Below are 14,608 nucleotides of genomic sequence, written 5' to 3'. Positions count from 1 at the left end.
CATGAAGAAATCGTCAGCGCAAGGTTCCGAAGATCCGATTCTGCAGTGGGTGACCTTCCGTCTGGATAACGAGACCTACGGCATCAACGTGATGCAGGTGCAGGAAGTGCTGCGTTACACCGAGATCGCTCCGGTTCCAGGGGCTCCGGCCTATGTGCTCGGCATCATCAACCTGCGCGGCAACGTGGTCACCGTGATCGACACCCGCCAGCGCTTCGGTCTGTCGCCGGCACCGGTTACCGACAACACCCGTATCGTGATCATCGAGGCGGACAAGCAGGTGGTCGGCATCCTGGTCGATAGCGTTGCCGAAGTGGTCTACCTGCGCCAGTCCGAGGTAGAGACCGCGCCGAACGTCGGTAACGACGAGTCCGCCAAGTTCATTCAGGGAGTGTGCAACAAGAACGGCGAGCTGCTCATCCTGGTCGAGCTGGACAAGATGATGACCGAGGAAGAGTGGTCCGAGCTGGAGAGCATCTGACCCATGCTAGAGATCGCGGTGGCCGTGCTCGGCCTGTTCTGCGTGCTGCTTGCCGGCGCTTGCTATCAGCTTTCGCTGAAGCTGCGCCAGCAGGCTGAGCTGCAGAAAGAGCGCGACGCCCTCCGTGATCAGCGGCTCAAGGAGGTGTCGCGCCGCCTGGATGCCTACCTCACCGGAAGCATTCGCATGGGTGAGGAGCTCCACGAGCTGCGCCGGGTAGTGGCTCCACTGCCGGACAAGCTCAACCAGATGGAGCAGCGCGATCCTTCCAGCCTGTCCTTCACCCAGGCCGCGCGCCTGGCGGGGATGGGCGCCAGCGTTGATGATCTGACGCATTCCTGTGGCCTGAGTCAGGCCGAGGCCGAGCTGGTCAGCCGCCTGCATATGGCGCAAAAGCAGCGTTCTTGAGCCTTCCCTTACATCCTTAAGTTCTGTTTCCTCGCCCGCGCGACCTTAATGGTTCCAAGCATGGGGCGCCCGCCTGCCTAAGCTGAACTCATGGAGCTGACTTCTCGAGGAGGTCCACCATGCGTTTTGCATTGATGTTGCTGCTGTGCCTGGTCATGCCGAGTGTGGGAGCCAGCGAGGCTCCACTGGAAGTCAGAGGGGCGACGACGGTGAATGCCGTGCAGGCTCGCCAGCTCTACGAATACGGTGTGTTGTTCATCGACGTGCGCCCGTCCCGCGAGTGGGGCTGGGGGCATGTGCACGGAGCGCTGCACCTGGCACTGGACCAGCGTTTCGAGGAATTGTCCGGGCCGGACTGGCCGCGCAACATGCCGATAGTGCTGTACTGCGACAGCGAGGTCTGTCCACACAGTGCCGAGGCCGCACGCCGCGCCGTCGGTTGGGGCTTCCAGCAGGTGTACTACTTCCGCACCGGCTACTTCGCCTGGCAGCTGCTGGACTTCCCCCAGGGCAAGGGGCAGGAGGGCGAGTTGTTCGCCTTCATTCTCGAGGGGCAGCCAACCGCGGCTGGGATGGACTGATATCACGCTCCGCCGGGTCCTCGACGAAGCCGGCCGGGCGTTTGCCCTTGAGATACCAGGCGAAGGCGATGATCTCGGCGATGGTGCGATACAGCGGTTCGGGAATCGCATCGCCCAGTTCCAGGCGCGCCAGCAGGCGCACCAGCTCGGCGTTCTCGTAGATCGGGACTTCATACTCGCGGGCGATGGCCAGGATGGCCTCGGCCAGTTCGTCGTCGCCCTTGGCCGTGAGGCTGGGGGCATTGGCGCCGTCGTAGGAGAGGGCGATGGCCTGGCGGGGTGCCTTGTCCTGCTTCATGCGGTCTCGTCCACCCAGCGTTGCTCCAGATGTGTCTTGGGTCCTTGCGGCGGCATGCCCTGGCGGCAGCTCAGTTCACCGACTTCGAGACCGGCGCCGAGCAGGCGCTGGCGTAGATTATCCAGTTCCTGGTCGATCAGCAGAGCAGTGTCGGCGCGCTCGGCCCACAGCTGGCTGGACAGGCTGCCGCGCAGCAGCTGTGCCTGCACCTGCAGCGGCCCCAGCGGGTAGAGATCGAAGGCCAGATCGATGCGCCACAGGGTTTCCTTCTGCTCCTTGCGGGTCTCGGCTCCGGACTCTTCGCGCTGCAGCTTGACCTGCAGCGGCACCACGTCGTGCTGGTTGCGCATCGGCAGCTCCAGCTGCCAGGTGGTCAGCAGGTTGCCTTCCGGCGTCACCTGGGTCTGCGCCAGGCTCGACAGCTGATGGGTCTGCAGGCGCGACACGGCGGCGGCGGCCAGTTTGAGCAGGGTCTCCAGGTCCGCCTCTTCATCCATCGACTGCAGCAGGCGCGAGGGCAGGGGGAAGCTCATGGCCTGCTGGCGCAGGCTGACCTGGCCGAGTGCGCCGAGCGCGTTGCGGACGAACGAGGGCAGGGCCTGGGCCAGCGCGTTGCTGGCGCTGGCAGCGGGCATGGGGGCACCGCCAGGCAGGTTGGGTAGCAGTTGCGCCACGAGGCGCAGCAGGCTGGCCTTGAGATCCTGCGGCAATTGCTGCGCCTGACCGCCGAGCATCTTGGCCTCGAGGAACACACCACTCTGCTCCATGGCCTTGGCCAGGCCATCGGGGCTGCTGAGTTGCTTGCCGTCAGGGAATAGGCCAAGCAGCTTGTCGATGCTGGTGCGCAGCTCGCTCGGCAGCCCATCCTGCTGGGCCATGCCTTGCAGGCCCTTGAACAGTCCTTCCAGGGAACCCTGGCGGCTTTGCTGGGCGGCCAGCTGCTGGCCCAGCACCAGTTGGTCCAGGCGCCCGCTCAGGGGCAGGAAGGCGAGGTTCTGGCTGCCCTGCACCTGCGCGGTGAGCAGGCTGCCGATGGGCAGCGGTAGCGGTGTCTCGACGCTCAGCTTGCTGCCGGACAGCGAGGTGTTGAGCAGATTGACCACTACCCGGTACAGAGTCTGTTGGGCCTTGAGCTGGGCGATCTGCTCACGGGATTCGACCTTGCCTTGCAGCAGGGTGCCAACGGGAAGCTGGTCGAGATCCAGGCTGGTGAGCAGACGCGTATCGCCACCTTGCAAGGCAACGGCCAGACGGGTTTCCGAGAGCGCGGTGACGGCCAGGGTGGTGCCCTGGGCCAGCGGGCGTGAGCTGCTGGCTTCGAGGGTGGCCTGCTTGCCGCTGTCCAGGGTCAGCTTGAGCAGCAGCTGGAAGCTCTGCGCCGTTTCCTTGGCTGCCAGCACCTCGGCCTTGGCTGTCTCGCCTGCCGCGAGCATGCCTTCCAGCGGCTGCAGCAGCTTCACCGCCAGATCGGCCGCGGGGTTCGCGGCGGGTCGGGTGGTCGGCGTCGCCGCGGGAAGCGGGCGAGTACTGCTGATTTCTGCCATGGCCGGGTCACACCCTGTCAAAAAGCCGGCTTCGGAGGGCGAAGCCCGGCATGTATAATGCCGCCCCGTTCGGGCTGGCTGTACGGTCAACTTGCACCAGTATAGCGGCCAGCCCCCCTCCGACTTGAACCCCTCCGGGATGCCATGCAGTGACCAGTCCACGACTCCAAGCCGTTGCCCTCGCCTGTGAGCGGGATTGGCGCCTGCTGTTCGAGGGTCTGGATTTGGACCTCGGCGGCGGCACCCTGTTGCAGGTGGCTGGTCCCAACGGCAGCGGCAAGACCAGCCTGCTGCGCCTGCTCGCCGGGTTGATGCAGCCAACGGCCGGCGAGGTGCTGTTGAATGACAAGCCGCTGGCCCGCCAGGGCGGCGAACTGGGTAGCAGCCTGCTATGGATCGGCCACGCTGCCGGTATCAAGGGGCTGCTCACCGCCGAAGAGAACCTAGCCTGGCTCTGCGCCCTGCACCGGCCGGCCGATCGCGAGGCGATCTGGCAGGCGCTGGAGGCCGTCGGTCTGCGTGGTTTCGAGGATGTGCCTTGCCACACCCTGTCCGCCGGCCAGCAGCGCCGCGTCGCGCTGGCCCGTCTGTATCTGGATGCGCCGCCGCTGTGGATTCTCGACGAACCCTTCACCGCCCTGGACAAACAGGGCGTGGCGCAGCTGGAAGCCCATCTGGCCCAGCACTGCGAGCGCGGCGGCCTGGTCGTGCTGACCACTCACCACACGTTGCAGCAGGTGCCGTCCGGCTATCGCGTGCTCGACCTGGGGCAGCGCGCAGCATGAACAGCGTCTTCCTCCTGCTGCTGGCCCGCGAGGCGCGCCTGCTGTTTCGTCGTCCGGCCGAGCTGGCCAACCCGCTGGTGTTCTTCGCCATCGTCATCGCCCTGTTCCCGCTGGCGGTCGGTCCTGAGACCAATCTGTTACAGACCTTGTCGCCCGGGCTGATCTGGGTAGCGGCGCTTTTGGCCGTGCTGCTCTCGCTGGACGGGCTTTTCCGCAGTGATTTCGAGGATGGTTCGCTGGAGCAGTGGGTCCTTTCGTCGCACCCGCTGCCTCTTCTGGTGCTGGCCAAGGTGCTGGCACACTGGCTGTTCTCGGGCCTGGCCCTGGTGCTGCTGGCGCCGCTGCTGGCGCTGATGCTCGGCCTGCCGGGGCGCTGCCTGCCGGTACTGCTGGCGTCGCTGCTGCTCGGTACCCCGGTGCTGAGCCTGCTCGGCGCTGTCGGCGCGGCGCTGACCGTCGGTCTCAAGCGCGGCGGCCTGCTGCTGGCGCTACTGATACTGCCGCTGTACATCCCGGTGCTGATTCTCGGCACCGGGGCGCTGCAAGCAGCCCTGCAAGGATTGCCGGCGGCCGGTCACCTGTTGTGGCTGGCCAGCCTGACCGCCCTGGCGGTCACCCTGACACCCTTTGCAATCGGCGCCGGGCTGAAGATCAGCATCGGCGAATAACTAAAGAGTCACCGTGATGAGATGGACCTGGTTTCACCAGTGGGGTTCGCCCAAGTGGTTCTATGAGCGCAGCGGCCGTTGGCTGCCCTGGCTGGCTGCGGCAGCCGTCGTGCTGCTTGCCGTCGGCATCGTCTGGGGGCTGGCCTTCGCGCCGCCGGAGAAGTACCAGGGCAATAGCTACCGGATCATCTACATCCACGTGCCGGCGGCGTTCCTCGCCCAGTCCTGCTACCTGCTGATGGCGGTGGCCGGCATCGTCGGCCTGGTATGGAAGATGAAACTGGCCGACGTGGCGCTGCAGCAGGCCGCGCCGATCGGCGCCTGGCTGTGCTTCGTCGCGCTGGTCACCGGCGCCATCTGGGGCAAGCCGACCTGGGGCACCTACTGGGTGTGGGACGCGCGCCTGACCTCGATGCTGATCCTGCTGTTCCTCTACTTCGGCGTCATCGCCCTGGGCAATGCGATCAGCAACCGCGACAGCGCGGCCAAGGCCTGCGCTGTGCTGGCGCTGGTCGGCGCGGTGAATATCCCGATCATCCAGAAGTCGGTGGAGTGGTGGAACACCCTGCACCAGCCGGCCACCTTCAAGGTCACCGGCAAGGCCAGCATGAACGTCGAGATGTGGCTGCCGCTGCTGCTCTGCGTGCTGGGCTTCTACTGCTTCCTCGGCGCCGTGCTGCTCTATCGCATGCGTACCGAAGTGCTCAAGCGCGAGGCCCGCAGCAGCTGGGTGCGCGCCGAAGTCGCGCGTCTGGTGGAGGGCAGGGCATGAGTTTCGCCTCTTTCAGCGAATTCCTCGCCATGGGTAGCCATGGCGCTTACGTGTGGTCGGCCTACGGCATCAGCCTGGCGGTGCTGGCCCTCAACGTCGTGCTGCCGATCCTAGCGCGCCGGCGTTATCTGCAAGACGAGGCGCGTCGTTTGCGCCGGGAGAAACAACAGTGAACGCGGTCCGCAAGAAACGCCTGTACATCATCCTGGCCATCCTGGTCGGTGTCTCTGCCGCCGTGGGCCTGGCCCTCAGCGCGTTGCAGGAGAACATCAACCTGTTCTACACCCCGACCCAGATCGCCAATGGTGAGGCGCCGCAGGACACCCGTATCCGCGCCGGCGGCATGGTCGCCAAGGGCTCGGTCAAGCGTTCCGCCGACTCGCTGGACGTCGAATTCGTGGTCACCGACTTCGCCAAGAACGTGACCATTCGATACCGCGGCATCCTGCCGGACCTGTTCCGCGAGGAGCAGGGCATCGTCGCCCTCGGCAAGCTCAACGCAGAGGGCGTGCTGGTCGCCGATGAGGTGCTGGCCAAGCACGACGAGAACTACATGCCGCCGGAAGTGACCAAGGCGCTCAAGGAGAGCGGCAAGCTCCCGGCCGAAGGCGAGGCCAAGCAATGAACGCCGCGCTGATGATTCCCGAACTGGGGCATGTGGCCCTGATCCTCGCCCTGTGCCTGGCCATCGTCCAGTCGACCCTGCCGCTGATCGGTGCCTGGCGCGGTGATCGCCAGTGGATGGGCCTGGCCCAGCCGGCGGCCTGGGGCCAGTTCATCATGCTGGCGTTTTCCTTCGCCTGCCTGACCTGGGCCTTCATGGCCGACGACTTCTCCGTGGCCTACGTGGCCAGCAACTCCAACAGCGCCTTGCCCTGGTACTACAAGTTCAGCGCCGTATGGGGCGCGCACGAGGGCTCGCTGCTGCTGTGGGCACTGATCCTCGGCGGCTGGACCTTCGCCGTGGCGATTTTCTCGCGCCAGCTGCCGGAAGTGATGCTGGCCCGCGTGCTGGCCGTGATGGGCATGATCAGCGTCGGCTTCCTGCTGTTCCTGATCATCACCTCCAACCCCTTCGAGCGCCTGCTGCCGGACAGCCCCATGGATGGCCGCGACCTCAACCCGCTGCTGCAGGACTTCGGCCTGATCGTGCATCCGCCGATGCTCTACATGGGCTACGTCGGCTTCTCGGTGGCCTTCGCCTTCGCCATCGCCGCGCTGCTGGGCGGCAAGCTGGACGCCGCCTGGGCGCGCTGGTCGCGTCCGTGGACCATCGTCGCCTGGGCTTTCCTCGGCGTCGGTATCGCCCTCGGCTCCTGGTGGGCCTACTACGAACTGGGCTGGGGTGGCTGGTGGTTCTGGGACCCGGTGGAGAACGCCTCGTTCATGCCCTGGCTGGTCGGCACCGCGCTGATTCACTCGTTGGCGGTGACCGAGAAGCGTGGCGTGTTCAAGAGCTGGACCGTGCTGCTGGCCATCGCCGCTTTCTCCCTGAGCCTGCTCGGCACCTTCCTGGTCCGTTCCGGCGTGCTCACCTCGGTGCATGCCTTCGCCAACGACCCGGAGCGCGGCGTGTTCATCCTGGTGTTCCTGCTGATCGTGGTTGGGAGCTCGCTGGCGCTGTTCGCCGTGCGTGCACCGGTGGTCAAGAGTCAGGTCGGCTTCGCCCTGTGGTCGCGTGAAACCTTCCTGCTGGCCAACAACCTGGTGCTGGTGGTGGCGGCCGCGATGATCCTGCTCGGCACCCTCTATCCGCTGGTGCTCGATGCGCTGACCGGCGCCAAGCTGTCGGTCGGCCCGCCTTACTTCAACGCCCTGTTCGTACCACTGATGGCGCTGCTGATGCTGGTCATGGCGGTTGGCGTGCTGGTGCGCTGGAAGGACACCCCGGTCAAGTGGCTGCGCGGCATGCTCACCCCGGTGCTGATCGCCAGCGTGGCGCTGGGCTTCCTCGCCAGCTGGGCCTTCGGCGACTTCCACTGGACCGTGCTGGCGGTGTTCCTGCTGGCCTTCTGGGTGCTGCTGGCCGGCGTGCGCGACCTGCTCGACAAGTGCCGCCACAAGGGCCTGTTCAAGGGCGTTCGCAGCCTCTCCAGCAGCTACTGGGGCATGCAACTGGCACATCTCGGCATCGCCGCGTGCGCGGTCGGCGTGGTGCTGGTCAGCCATGGCAGCGCCGAGCGTGACCTGCGCCTGGCGCCGGGTGAGTCGCTGGAGCTGGGCGGTTACCGCTTCGTCTTCGAGGGGGCGCAGCACTTCGAGGGCCCCAACTTCACTTCGGACAAAGGCACCGTGCGTGTGCTGGAAGATGGCGAGGAAATCGCCGTGCTGCATCCGGAGAAGCGCCTGTATACCGTGCAGCAGATGCCGATGACCGAGGCGGGCATTTCCGCCGGCTTCACCCGTGACCTCTACGTCGCCCTCGGCGAGCCGCTGGAAGACGGTGCCTGGGCCGTGCGCGTGCACATCAAGCCCTACGTGCGCTGGATCTGGCTGGGCGGCCTGATGATGGGCCTCGGCGGCCTGCTGGCGGCCTTCGATCCGCGCTACCGGGTCAAGGTGCGCACCCGCGTGCGTGACGTTCTCGGCCTCGAGGAAGCTGCCGTATGAAGCGACTGATCCTGCTGGTTCCGCTGGCGCTGTTCCTCGGCATGGCGGTGTTTCTCTACAAGGGCCTGTTCCTCGATCCGCAGGAACTGCCGTCGGCGCTGATCGACAAGCCGCTGCCGGCCTTCAGCCTGCCGGACCTGGAGCAGCCGCAGCGTCTGCTGACCCAGGCCGACTTCAAGGGCCCGGCGCTGATCAACGTCTGGGCCACCTGGTGCCCGACCTGCAAGGCCGAGCACCAGATGCTCAACAGCCTGGCCAAGGCCGGCGTGGTGATCTACGGCGTCAACTACAAGGACGACGCCGAGGCCGCGCGCAAATGGCTGAAGGATTACCTCGACCCGTACCAGCTCACCCTGGTCGACGCCAAGGGCAGCCTGGGCCTGGACCTCGGCGTATACGGCGCGCCGGAGACCTTCCTGATCGATGCCCAGGGCATCATCCGCCACAAGTACGTTGGTGCCATCGATGAGCGCGTCTGGCGCCAGGAGCTGGCGCCGCGCTACCAGGCGCTGCTGGAGGCCAAACAGTGAAGCGCCTGCTGCTCGCCTGTTTGCTGGGGCTGTCGCTGATCGGCGTGGCTCGTGCCGCCATCGACACCTACGAGTTCAAGGACGAGGTGGAGCGCGAGCGCTTCCGCAGCCTCACCGAGGAACTGCGCTGCCCCAAGTGCCAGAACCAGAACATCGCCGACTCCAACGCGCCGATCGCCACCGACCTGCGCCGCGAGATCTTCCGCATGCTCGACGAGGGCCGCAGCGACAAGGAGATCGTCGATTTCCTGGTCATGCGCTACGGCGACTTCGTGATGTACAAGCCGCCGCTGGACAGCCGCACGTGGCTGCTCTGGTATGGCCCTTTCGGCCTGCTGGGCCTGGGCGCCATCGGGCTGGTGGTGCTGGTCCTGCGCCGGCGCAAGGTCGAGGCCGCCCCCGAGCGGGTCGCCCTGAGCGCTGCCGAACGTGAGCGTCTCGACGCTCTGCTGAAAGAAAACCGGGATACCCAAGACTGATGATCGAATTCTGGCTCGCCGTCGGCCTGTTGCTGCTGGTCGGCACGGCTTTCCTGCTGATTCCCGTGCTGCGTGGCCGTCGCGCCCAGGCCGAGGAAGACCGCACCGCGCTCAACGTCGCTCTGTACCAGGAGCGCCTGGCCGAACTGCAGGCGCAGCGCGAGGCCGGCACCCTGACCGTCGAGCAGTTCGACGCCGGCCAGGCCGAGGCTGCCCGTGAACTGCTGGCCGACACCGAAGGCGCCGGCAACGGCCGTGTCCAGCGCCTGGGCAAGGCGCTGCCGCTGCTGATCGCCCTGGCCGTGCCCGGCCTGGCCTTCGGCCTGTACTGGCACTGGGGCGCCAGCCAGGAGCTGACGACCATGCAGGACCGGCCGACTATGGACCAGATGACCGCACGCCTGGAGCAGGCGGTGAAGGACAATCCGGAATCGGCCGAGGCCTGGTATTTCCTCGCTCGCATGTACATGAGCGAAGGGCGCGCCAGCGAGGCGGCCAGGGCCTACGAGCAGGCTGTGCGCGTCGCCGGGCGTGAGCCGGAGCTGCTGGGCCAGTGGGCCCAAGCGCTGTATTTCGCCGGCGACAAGCAATGGACCGAGCAGCTGCAGGCGCTGACCGACGAGGCGCTGCAGAAGGACGCGGCAGAAGTGACCAGCCTCGGCCTGCTCGGCATCGCCGCCTTCGAGGACGAACGTTTCGCCGATGCTGTCGAGTACTGGCAGCGCCTGCTGGCGCAGATGCCGGCGGAAGATCCGTCGCGCGCCTCGATCCAGGTCGGCATCGACAAGGCCCGCGAGCAACTGCAGGCCAGCGGCCAGCCGGTGCCCGAGGAGCTGGTGAACAAGTCCATGGCGGTGATCAGCGTCAGCGTTGATCTGGCGCCGGCGCTCAAGGCCAAGGTGCAGCCGGGTGATGCGGTATTCGTCTTCGCCCGCGCCGCCAGCGGCCCGCCCATGCCACTGGCGGTCAAGCGTCTGACCGTGGCCGATCTGCCGGCCAAGGTCGAGCTGAGCGACAAGGACGCGATGATGGAGCAGCTCAAGCTCTCCAGCTTCCCCGAAGTGCAGCTGGTCGCGCGCATCTCGCGCAGCGGCGTGGCCACCAAGGGCGAGTGGGTCGGCCGTGGCCAGCCGATTGCCAGCAGCACCCGTGACCCGCAGACCCTGCTGATCGACAGCCCGGAGCAGGCGCAGTGATGCGCGCAGGGCTGTCCCTGGCCCTGCTGCTGGCATTGAGCGGCTGTGCGCTGCAGCCGGGCGTCACGCCCAAGGGCGGCGAGCCGGCGCACCAGCAGAGCCACCCGCGCTACGCGCCGCCGCCCGGCGGCAACGCGTACTGGGACCCGGCGCTGGGCGTGTACGTGATCCAGGGCGCCAGCAAGCTGTACTACCGCGAGCGCGTCTACTACCGCTGGAACCGTGGCTGGAACTGGGCCAGCAGCCCGAATGGCCCCTGGCAGCCGACCGACAGCAGTGGCGTGCCGGCGGGGCTCGGACGCACCATCGCCGAGTGACAACCTCTCGTTAGTTGGGGCTTAGAACCTGTTCAAAGTCTCGCGAGCTAGAGCCAAGCGGTGGCGGAAATGGCCGAGGGTGCGGAGTTTACGAGTTGTAAATGAGCAGCCCGAGGCCGTTTCCAACGCTGTTTGGCCGACGCGCAGCAGACTTGGAGCAGGTTCTTAGGGTAGGCGGCGCGAGAGCGGCGCTGACTCCAGTGCTGCGCGACGCAGCAACTGGGTGCTCGCCACCACCAGCCAGCAGGCGAGGATGAAGGGCATGGTCAGCGGCGCCAGGCCCAGCGCGGCAAAGCCGGGCTGCAGGAGCAGGCTCAACAACAGTCCGGCCAGCGGCGCCCAGGGGCGGCGATAGGTCTGGGCCAGGGCAATGGCGGCCAATACCGGGCTGTAGCCCAGCAGGCCGGCGAAGGCACTCTCCAGCGGTTGTTCATTCACTACGGCCAATGCCACCGGCAGCGCCGCTGCGCCCAGCGCCCAGGCCGCACTGCGCCTGTTGCACAGCAGCAGACCCAGTAGCAGGCAGAGCCCGGCGAGCGGATGGTCGAGGAAGATCACCTGGCCGAGACCGCGCAGGGTCGCTTCGATGGCGGCCAGCCAGCCATGCTCGATCAGCAGCGTTGCCGCTGGCGCAGATGCCTCCGGCATATCCAGCAGCCTGGCCAGCCAGGGCAGCGCCCAGCCGCAGAGGACGAAGGGCAGGGTGTAGGCGGGTAGCCACTGTTGCGTGCGCGCGGCGTGCAGCCAGGGCCGTAGCAGCAGGCTGGACAGCCCGGCGAGGGTGATCACCAGCAGCGGCAACAGCGGCGCCCAGTCCAGCTTCAGGCTCAGCAGCAGGCCGATCAGCGCACCGTTGTAGCCATACAGCCCGGCGTCGATATCGGCCTGGGCGTAGCCACGCCGTTGCGCCACCAGGTTGCCGGCCAGTGCGCCGAGCAGGGCGTCGCCCAGGAGTTCGGGTGCCCCGATCAGCAGCGCCAGCAGCACCGTCAGGCCAAAGCCCGGACGTTGCTGCAGGAAGATCTGCGCGAAGGCGCAGAGCAGGGCGCGAAAACCACTGGCCAGGGGCATGGCATCAGCCGAGCTGCTCGATGCGCAGCATGTTGGTGCTGCCGGGCTGGCCCAGGGGTACGCCGGCGGTGATCACCAGGGTTTCGCCGCTGCGGGCCATGCCTTGTGCACGGGCGGCCTCCAGGGCGGTGCCGGTGACCTGCTCGGCCTCCTGCAGGCGCTCCTTGACCACCGAATACACGCCCCAGGCCAGGCTCAGGCGGCGGGCCACCTGCAGGCTCGGGGTGAGGCTGAGGATCGGTGCCTTGGGCCGTTCGCGCGAGGCGCGCAGGCTGGAGGCGCCGGACTCGGTGTAGTTGACCAGCGCGGCCACCGGCAGGATGGCGCTGATACGGCGAATGGCGCAGCTGATGGCGTCGCTCACCGTGGCCTCGGCCTGCGGGCGGTTGACGTCGAGCTGGGTCTGGAAGTCCGGGCCGTTCTCCACCTGGCGGATGATCTTGCTCATCATCTGCACGGTTTCCAGCGGGTAGTCCCCGGAGGCGGTTTCCGCCGACAGCATCACCGCATCGGCGCCTTCGGCCACGGCGTTGGCCACGTCGGTGACCTCGGCGCGCGTCGGCGCCGGGGAGAAACGCATGGATTCGAGCATCTGCGTGGCCACCACCACCGGCCGGCCGAGGCGGCGGCAGGTGCGCACGATGTCCTTCTGGATGCGCGGCACGTTTTCCGCCGGTACTTCGACGCCGAGGTCGCCGCGCGCCACCATGATCGCGTCGCACAGGCGGGCGATCTCTTCCAGGTGCTGTACCGCCGAGGGCTTCTCGATCTTGGCCAGCAGGGCGGCCTTGTCGCCGATCAGCGCGCGCGCCTCGACGATGTCCTCGGGACGCTGGACGAAGGACAGGGCGACCCAGTCCACGCCCAGTTCCAGGCCGAAGCTCAGGTCGCGGCGGTCCTTGGCGGTCAGCGGCGAGAGCTGCAACACCGCCTCTGGCACGTTGACGCCCTTGCGGTCGGACAGCTCGCCGCCGGCGATGACCATGGTGTCGATGGCGTCGGCGTGTTTGCTGGTCACCTGCAGGCGCAGGCGGCCGTCGTCCAACAGCAGGCTCATGCCGGGCTGCAGGGCGGCGATGATCTCCGGATGCGGCAGGTTGACCCGCACGTCGTTGCCCGGCGTGTCGTCGAGGTCGAGGCGGAAGGCCTGGCCCTTGAACAGGTGGGTCTTGCCGTCGGCGAAGCGACCGACGCGCAGCTTCGGACCCTGCAGGTCCATCAGCACGCCCAGCGGCGTGTCCAACTGGCGCTCGACCTCGCGCACCCAGCCATGGCGCATGGCATGGTCGGCATGCTCGCCGTGGCTGAAGTTGAGGCGGAACAGGTTGACCCCGGACTCCACCAGGGCGCGGATATCGTCCGCCCCCCGAATGGCTGGACCGAGCGTGGCGAGAATCTTCACTTTCTTGTCGGCGTACATCATTCGTTACTTCCGAGGATGAGAATGGCGCGGAAATCGTTGACGTTGGTGCGGGTCGGGCCGGTGACCACCAGTTCGTCGAGGGCGGCGAAGTAGCCGTAGCCGTTGTTGTTGGCCAGTTCGGCCTCGGCATCCAGCTGTTGCAGGCCGGCGCGGGCGAAGCTGTAGGGCGTCATGATGGCGCCGGCGTTGTCTTCCGAGCCGTCGATGCCGTCGGTGTCGCCGGCCAGGGCGTAGACGCCGGGCAGTCCCTTGAGGCTGTTGGTCAGGCTGAGCAGGAACTCGGCGTTGCGCCCGCCACGGCCATTGCCGCGCACGGTCACGGTGGTTTCGCCGCCAGAGAGAATCACGCAGGGCGGCTTGATCGGCTGGCCATGCAGCAGCGCCTGGCGGGCGATGCCGGCATGCACCTTGGCCACTTCGCGGGATTCGCCCTCCAGGTCGCCGAGGATCAGCGCCTCGAAGCCGGCTTTGCGTGCGCGGGCCGCGGCGGCGTCCAGCGACTGCTGCGGCGTGGCGATGATCTGGAAATGGCTGCGCGCCAGGCACGGATCGCCCGGTTTGACCGTCTCCGAACGCGGGTCCTGCAGCCAGGTGCGCACATTGGCCGGAATGTCGATGGCGTAGCGGGCGAGGATCGCCAGGGCTTCCAACGAGGTGGTCGGGTCGCCGACGGTGGGGCCGGAGGCGATCACCGTGGCTTCGTCGCCCGGCACATCGGAAATCGCGTAGGTGTACACGCTGGCCGGCCAACTGGCCTTGGCCAGGCGTCCGCCCTTGATGGCGGAGAGGTGCTTGCGCACGCAGTTCATCTCGCCGATGGTTGCGCCGGAGCGCAGCAGCGCCTTGTTGATCGCCTGCTTGTCCGTGAGGCTGATGCCCTCGGCCGGCAGCGCCAGCAGCGACGAGCCTCCGCCGGAGAGCAGGAAGATCACCCGGTCGTTCTCGCCGAGGTTGCTGACCAGCTCCAGCACGCGGCGGGCCACGCGCTCGCCGGCGTCGTCCGGCACCGGGTGCGCGGCCTCGACGACTTCGATCTTGCGGCAGTCGGCGCCGTGCTCGTAGCGGGTCACCACCAGGCCGCTGACTTCGCCCTGCCATTCGCGCTCGATCACCGCCGCCATGGCCGCTGCGGCCTTGCCGGCGCCGATGACGATGACCTTGCCGCTGCGGTCGGCGGGCAGGTGGTCGGCCAGCACCTGGTCGGGATGGGCGGCGGCGATGGCGGTGGCGAACAGCTCGCGCAGCAGGCGTTGTGGATCGAGGGTCATGTCAGGCTCCGGGTGCCGATTCTTGTCGTGGTGCGGTCGATTGCACTGCGCAGCCGTCGCGCACGGCGGCTGTGCAGTGGAATCGACCAACCTGGCCCTTGGGCCGTGACTCCGCAGGCCAGGAAGGTCGATAGGGTGTTAGAGCAGGCTGACGAGACCTGCCCCGTCCCTCACCCG

18 protein-coding genes are annotated in these 14,608 nt (G+C 67.2%); 13 read left to right on the top strand and 5 right to left on the bottom strand.

Translation table 11 applies throughout. The features are described from left to right. The first annotated feature begins 1 nt into the window (after position 1). The 3 genes from PTT45_RS13710 to PTT45_RS13700 all read left to right on the top strand — a co-directional run bounded on the left by PTT45_RS13710 (position 2) and on the right by PTT45_RS13700 (position 1,470). Positions 2 to 481 (top strand): chemotaxis protein CheW, encoded by a 480-nt coding sequence (locus tag PTT45_RS13710; RefSeq protein ID WP_068830747.1) that lies wholly within the window; start codon positions 2 to 4, stop codon positions 479 to 481. A gap of 3 nt (positions 482 to 484) precedes the next feature. Next, entirely contained in the window at positions 485 to 889 is a 405-nt protein-coding gene (locus tag PTT45_RS13705) for a DUF2802 domain-containing protein (RefSeq protein ID WP_273813884.1), read from the top strand. Between the two features lie 119 nt (positions 890 to 1,008). Continuing rightward, complete coding sequence (locus PTT45_RS13700; protein ID WP_273813883.1) at positions 1,009 to 1,470, top strand: rhodanese-like domain-containing protein; 462 nt, start codon at positions 1,009 to 1,011, stop codon at positions 1,468 to 1,470. Here PTT45_RS13700 and PTT45_RS13695 read toward each other — a convergent pair. Then, complete coding sequence (locus PTT45_RS13695) at positions 1,430 to 1,768, bottom strand: EscU/YscU/HrcU family type III secretion system export apparatus switch protein (RefSeq protein WP_273813881.1); 339 nt, start codon at positions 1,766 to 1,768, stop codon at positions 1,430 to 1,432. The genes PTT45_RS13700 and PTT45_RS13695 overlap by 41 nt on opposite strands. After that, positions 1,765 to 3,312 carry a flagellar hook-length control protein FliK gene (fliK, locus tag PTT45_RS13690; RefSeq protein WP_273813879.1) on the bottom strand — a complete coding sequence of 516 codons (1,548 nt, stop codon included), beginning with the start codon at positions 3,310 to 3,312 and terminating at the stop codon, positions 1,765 to 1,767. Before fliK ends, PTT45_RS13695 begins: the two co-directional genes overlap by 4 nt. 149 nt (positions 3,313 to 3,461) lie before the next feature. Here fliK and ccmA point away from each other — a divergent pair, with 149 nt between their 5' ends. Genes ccmA through PTT45_RS13640 form a run of 10 tightly spaced genes read left to right on the top strand, consistent with a single transcriptional unit; the run spans position 3,462 to position 10,669 of the window. After that, the gene (gene ccmA / locus PTT45_RS13685) at positions 3,462 to 4,097 is read left to right on the top strand and encodes a cytochrome c biogenesis heme-transporting ATPase CcmA (protein WP_273813878.1); all 636 of its coding nucleotides are present in this window, start codon (positions 3,462 to 3,464) and stop codon (positions 4,095 to 4,097) included. Continuing rightward, positions 4,094 to 4,765: a heme exporter protein CcmB gene (gene ccmB, locus PTT45_RS13680; RefSeq protein WP_273813877.1), complete on the top strand. Its 672-nt coding sequence runs from the start codon at positions 4,094 to 4,096 to the stop codon at positions 4,763 to 4,765. Before ccmA ends, ccmB begins: the two co-directional genes overlap by 4 nt. Positions 4,766 to 4,778: 13 nt before the next feature. Beyond that, complete coding sequence (locus PTT45_RS13675) at positions 4,779 to 5,537, top strand: heme ABC transporter permease (protein ID WP_273813876.1); 759 nt, start codon at positions 4,779 to 4,781, stop codon at positions 5,535 to 5,537. After that, positions 5,534 to 5,710, top strand: a complete 177-nt coding sequence (gene ccmD / locus PTT45_RS13670) for a heme exporter protein CcmD (protein ID WP_192320659.1) — start codon at positions 5,534 to 5,536, stop codon at positions 5,708 to 5,710. Before PTT45_RS13675 ends, ccmD begins: the two co-directional genes overlap by 4 nt. After that, positions 5,707 to 6,162, top strand: coding sequence for a cytochrome c maturation protein CcmE (gene ccmE / locus PTT45_RS13665; RefSeq protein ID WP_273813874.1), 456 nt, complete (start codon positions 5,707 to 5,709; stop codon positions 6,160 to 6,162). Before ccmD ends, ccmE begins: the two co-directional genes overlap by 4 nt. An 11-nt stretch (positions 6,163 to 6,173) precedes the next feature. Further along, the gene (locus PTT45_RS13660; protein WP_273814256.1) at positions 6,174 to 8,147 is read left to right on the top strand and encodes a heme lyase CcmF/NrfE family subunit; all 1,974 of its coding nucleotides are present in this window, start codon (positions 6,174 to 6,176) and stop codon (positions 8,145 to 8,147) included. Next, positions 8,144 to 8,677 (top strand): DsbE family thiol:disulfide interchange protein, encoded by a 534-nt coding sequence (locus PTT45_RS13655; RefSeq protein WP_273813873.1) that lies wholly within the window; start codon positions 8,144 to 8,146, stop codon positions 8,675 to 8,677. Before PTT45_RS13660 ends, PTT45_RS13655 begins: the two co-directional genes overlap by 4 nt. Next, positions 8,674 to 9,156 (top strand): cytochrome c-type biogenesis protein, encoded by a 483-nt coding sequence (locus tag PTT45_RS13650; protein ID WP_273813872.1) that lies wholly within the window; start codon positions 8,674 to 8,676, stop codon positions 9,154 to 9,156. Before PTT45_RS13655 ends, PTT45_RS13650 begins: the two co-directional genes overlap by 4 nt. Beyond that, the gene (ccmI, locus tag PTT45_RS13645; protein ID WP_273813870.1) at positions 9,156 to 10,352 is read left to right on the top strand and encodes a c-type cytochrome biogenesis protein CcmI; all 1,197 of its coding nucleotides are present in this window, start codon (positions 9,156 to 9,158) and stop codon (positions 10,350 to 10,352) included. The genes PTT45_RS13650 and ccmI overlap by 1 nt, the downstream gene beginning before the upstream one ends. Further along, a complete protein-coding gene (locus tag PTT45_RS13640; RefSeq protein ID WP_273813869.1) occupies positions 10,352 to 10,669 on the top strand; it encodes a hypothetical protein in 318 nt (105 codons plus the stop codon). Before ccmI ends, PTT45_RS13640 begins: the two co-directional genes overlap by 1 nt. Before the next feature lie 165 nt (positions 10,670 to 10,834). Here PTT45_RS13640 and PTT45_RS13635 read toward each other — a convergent pair whose 3' ends face one another. From PTT45_RS13635 to PTT45_RS13625, 3 genes are read right to left on the bottom strand one after another with little or no spacing between them, the layout of a single operon-like run. Then, the gene (locus tag PTT45_RS13635) at positions 10,835 to 11,740 is read right to left on the bottom strand and encodes an urea transporter (protein ID WP_273813868.1); all 906 of its coding nucleotides are present in this window, start codon (positions 11,738 to 11,740) and stop codon (positions 10,835 to 10,837) included. 4 nt (positions 11,741 to 11,744) lie between these two features. Further along, positions 11,745 to 13,160 carry a pyruvate kinase gene (gene pyk / locus PTT45_RS13630; RefSeq protein WP_273814255.1) on the bottom strand — a complete coding sequence of 472 codons (1,416 nt, stop codon included), beginning with the start codon at positions 13,158 to 13,160 and terminating at the stop codon, positions 11,745 to 11,747. Continuing rightward, the gene (locus tag PTT45_RS13625; RefSeq protein WP_273813866.1) at positions 13,160 to 14,431 is read right to left on the bottom strand and encodes a glycerate kinase type-2 family protein; all 1,272 of its coding nucleotides are present in this window, start codon (positions 14,429 to 14,431) and stop codon (positions 13,160 to 13,162) included. The genes pyk and PTT45_RS13625 overlap by 1 nt, the downstream gene beginning before the upstream one ends. Positions 14,432 to 14,608: the final 177 nt, after the last annotated feature.

This window comes from Pseudomonas sp. Gutcm_11s (assembly GCF_028649395.1).
Classification (GTDB): domain Bacteria; phylum Pseudomonadota; class Gammaproteobacteria; order Pseudomonadales; family Pseudomonadaceae; genus Aquipseudomonas.
The sequence above is the reverse complement of the archived record's forward strand: the minus strand, read 5'-3'. Positions and strand labels throughout refer to the sequence as shown.

What these genes read in the sequence shown, in the direction of transcription:
- PTT45_RS13710 (WP_068830747.1), top strand. Translation starts at nt 2, where the DNA reads ATGAAGAAATCGTCAGCGCAAGGTTCCGAAGATCCGATTCTGCAGTGG.
- PTT45_RS13705 (WP_273813884.1), top strand. Translation starts at nt 485, where the DNA reads ATGCTAGAGATCGCGGTGGCCGTGCTCGGCCTGTTCTGCGTGCTGCTT.
- PTT45_RS13700 (WP_273813883.1), top strand. Translation starts at nt 1,009, where the DNA reads ATGCGTTTTGCATTGATGTTGCTGCTGTGCCTGGTCATGCCGAGTGTG.
- PTT45_RS13695 (WP_273813881.1), bottom strand. Translation starts at nt 1,768, where the DNA reads ATGAAGCAGGACAAGGCACCCCGCCAGGCCATCGCCCTCTCCTACGAC.
- fliK (WP_273813879.1), bottom strand. Translation starts at nt 3,312, where the DNA reads ATGGCAGAAATCAGCAGTACTCGCCCGCTTCCCGCGGCGACGCCGACC.
- ccmB (WP_273813877.1), top strand. Translation starts at nt 4,094, where the DNA reads ATGAACAGCGTCTTCCTCCTGCTGCTGGCCCGCGAGGCGCGCCTGCTG.
- ccmD (WP_192320659.1), top strand. Translation starts at nt 5,534, where the DNA reads ATGAGTTTCGCCTCTTTCAGCGAATTCCTCGCCATGGGTAGCCATGGC.
- PTT45_RS13660 (WP_273814256.1), top strand. Translation starts at nt 6,174, where the DNA reads ATGATTCCCGAACTGGGGCATGTGGCCCTGATCCTCGCCCTGTGCCTG.
- PTT45_RS13655 (WP_273813873.1), top strand. Translation starts at nt 8,144, where the DNA reads ATGAAGCGACTGATCCTGCTGGTTCCGCTGGCGCTGTTCCTCGGCATG.
- ccmI (WP_273813870.1), top strand. Translation starts at nt 9,156, where the DNA reads ATGATCGAATTCTGGCTCGCCGTCGGCCTGTTGCTGCTGGTCGGCACG.
- PTT45_RS13640 (WP_273813869.1), top strand. Translation starts at nt 10,352, where the DNA reads ATGCGCGCAGGGCTGTCCCTGGCCCTGCTGCTGGCATTGAGCGGCTGT.
- PTT45_RS13635 (WP_273813868.1), bottom strand. Translation starts at nt 11,740, where the DNA reads ATGCCCCTGGCCAGTGGTTTTCGCGCCCTGCTCTGCGCCTTCGCGCAG.
- pyk (WP_273814255.1), bottom strand. Translation starts at nt 13,160, where the DNA reads ATGTACGCCGACAAGAAAGTGAAGATTCTCGCCACGCTCGGTCCAGCC.
- PTT45_RS13625 (WP_273813866.1), bottom strand. Translation starts at nt 14,431, where the DNA reads ATGACCCTCGATCCACAACGCCTGCTGCGCGAGCTGTTCGCCACCGCC.